At 40.4% G+C, this 3,195-nt stretch carries 1 pseudogene; it reads left to right on the top strand.

From position 1 onward, the window contains the following. Nucleotides 1-1,651: pseudogene (locus DYY66_RS12105) on the top strand (hypothetical protein); the annotation flags it as partial. Nucleotides 1,652-3,195: the final 1,544 nt, after the last annotated feature.

The following is a 3,195-nucleotide window of genomic DNA, read 5'->3' as shown; positions in this document are numbered from 1 at the left end:
TGCAAATGCAATATCTGTGACTTGGGGTTCGACACTACAGAACATCAATGTTGGTGGGTTTGTTCCCGGTGGAGGACCATGGGGCAACAACACCATGACAGTCATCGATGGAAATTATACATCACTTGCAAACATAACTGTTAAAGTAAACTCTACATCGTATCCGTCCGGGATAACCCTAACACTGTACAATTCTCCTGGTGCATTTAATACTTTTAAAAATCATGATCTGATTTACACAAATGGCTCTAATACATTTACCACATCCAGTACACAAATTATTTCTGTCAAGGATACGTCTTTTCCAAACAATCCTCTGGTACCGGATACGATAGTCAGTGGCCCTGTATCTACTGATGGAATCCAAGTGTTTTCAAGCACAGATCCAACTATTGGAATATTTCTTAACATGACAGAGACAGGACCAAACACAAGCATATATTCAAACACACTCAAGTTTACTACTGGTTCATCTGTAAATGGAAGCAAAATCTCTGTTCACGGTGGCGACATCGTATCCATCATTAACTTGGATGGATCTCTTCCAGACCTAAACATAGAAAATGAACTGATAACGCCAAACCCTGATCCAGCAACAGGTGCTCTACCTGCAAAATTTGGTGACACTGTGACTATAATCTACAAAGGAGTAAAAGCTAATGCACTAATTAATTCAGGATATGGTGGAGGAGGTGGAGGAGGCGGCCTTATACGACCAGGTCTTGTACTGGACATTCTTGCTGCAATAGGTGGAAGCCCATACATAATCTCTCCACCGTCATTTGGCGGAGGTTATTACCACTATTCTGATGGCTTTACACTAAATCAGACTGACAAGAAGGAAACGTTTGACATATCGGGATACAACAATGAAATTCCAAAACAAATTCTGATGTCAGGCAAGAATGTAGGCATGACTTTTAAGACATTTGAGAGCTACGACCCTAAGGCCATCGTTCACATGGGCTTGTACCTAATCCCAAGGGGACAAGACATGATTACTCCAAACAGCATTGCATCCATAGTGTGGGACAAGAACTCCAACACAGAGGTAAACGATCCAAACCACATACTGTCAAACGTTACTGCCGATTCTGTATCTGATGGCAAGTTCCAATATACAAAATTTGATTTTGTCCCGACCAAGTCGTACAATAAGATGTCATTTCTTGCAAGGGCATGGAATGATCACATGTATTCCACAGATGTCAGACTACATGATGCAGTCGATACACCAGAGCCTCCAAAGATACTTCCTGCTGGAACAGTCCGGTATGACAACTTTGGTGACTTGCAAACAGAGCTTGAAAAAGATAGATTCTACAACCCTAACATACTAAACCACATACGCGACACAAAAAGTGTATTTGGTTCAACTGGAAATGGCTGTGTATATTGGTTGTATGATACGATAAACCACACAGTAACTTTGGTCATCGAAGACAAAGATACGAACAACCTTGCATCAATCAAGCGAGACCTTGAACCTTTTGCTGTAGAAAAGAAAGGCGACTACAAGTTCATGCACTTTACTGTCACGCAACTTAACGGATGGAATGATCAAGAGATAAAAGATGCAATGCAGAGCGAGGCCTCAAAAGCAATGGCATCTGCACTGGAAAAGGGAATCATGCCACACAGCAACTGGTAGATACATTCACACAAATGTTCAGTTTGCAAATTTCTACATGATATGTCTAAAAAATAAAATCACCAGTCAAACTGGTATGCATCATATGCATGCAGGTTATCCTTTGACCATTTCACATCTGTCTTCTTTCCGGAATAACTAACAACAGGTGCAGGAGAGACATGAATCTTGTATCCTGTCTCAGGGTCAACCTTTAGCACCCGTGTCTTCAACTCAATTCCTTTTGGCGCCAAAAACGTATATGCAAACTTCTTACAGTCTGACGCAAACCTGTAAAAGAATGTACGCTCAGGTTCCTCCCAGTCATATTCTAGTATCAATATCTTCTTCTGCTTTGGCTTCAAAGGTCGATTCAGTTTCACGTTAAACTCCTTGTGGTATGGCTTGTTGACATTCAAACTCTGGATCTCTAGCTTGTTTCCTTTCTCATCTTTTACAGTTACGTTCATGTCTGCAAATTCTTTCGGAATATCTCCATCCAAATAATAAAACACTTGGTCCTTTGGCTCTTTTGCAATATTTACAACATTCCAGATCCAAGTGTGATGAGTAAGCATTGTCTTTGCATTGACAACTTCTAAACCAATCTCAATTTTATTGAAAAGGAAATTGTTTGTATTCTTGATCTCTTTTTCCTGGTTGCTCTTTGGCACTTTAGATTTTCTTGGAGCAACTTTATTCCCAAAACCATCACCGTAAATATTGTACAGATTCAACTGCTCGCCGTGTTTTATGGTATAATCTCCAATTGGATGCATGATAAACTTGTACTCTGGTGACAACCTGCGAATATCATCAGCTATCCTCGATGAAGCTAAAATCTGCATGTCTCCTGCCAAATCCATAACACGTCTTGTTACAATAATCCCAGGACCCCAGACATTTGCATGTCCTGTTATATCCTTGATAAAATAAACAGGTCCCATGTCGATTCCAATTCTTATCAAAAGTTTTTCCTTTCCCCTCCTCTGTAAATTGTACTTGTTCAATGCCTTGTGAACTTCAATAGCTAACTTCAAGGGCTTTTCAGGACTGTCAGAAAAACCAATTGCCATGCCGTCCCCAGTTGATAAAATAACCGTAGAATCCTTGTCTCTATTCTTAAAANACTTGTTCAATGCCTTGTGAACTTCAATAGCTAACTTCAATGGCTTTTCAGGGCTGTCTGAAAATCCAATTGCCATACCATCGCCAGTTGATAAAATAACAGTCGAGTCTTTGTCTCTATTCTTGAACGTCTCAACCCTTGCAACTATTTCATTTATTGCAACAACTTTTCGCACCTGGTCCTTTGTTGGAACGGTAGGATTCGAACCAGCTACAATATCGCAAAAGAACCAGTGATACGTACGGGTTAACGTCTTGACATCTCCAAAGTTCTCAAAGTCATCTCCCTGCAAGACCTGTAAAACATGAGAGACAAACTCAGAAGGACATGATTTCAATATCTGAAAGCTATTCATGGTATGCTTGAAGGGTGCCTTGACCCGTGACTTTTTTATCTGCTCTAGTATCCAGTCCTTTCCCCTATGGGTCTCATCTAA

The sequence above is a fragment of the Candidatus Nitrosotalea sp. FS genome (assembly GCF_011319475.1).
In the GTDB taxonomy this organism is placed as follows: domain Archaea; phylum Thermoproteota; class Nitrososphaeria; order Nitrososphaerales; family Nitrosopumilaceae; genus Nitrosotalea.
Note: the sequence above shows the minus strand (reverse complement) of the source record. Positions and strands in the feature narration are given on the sequence as shown.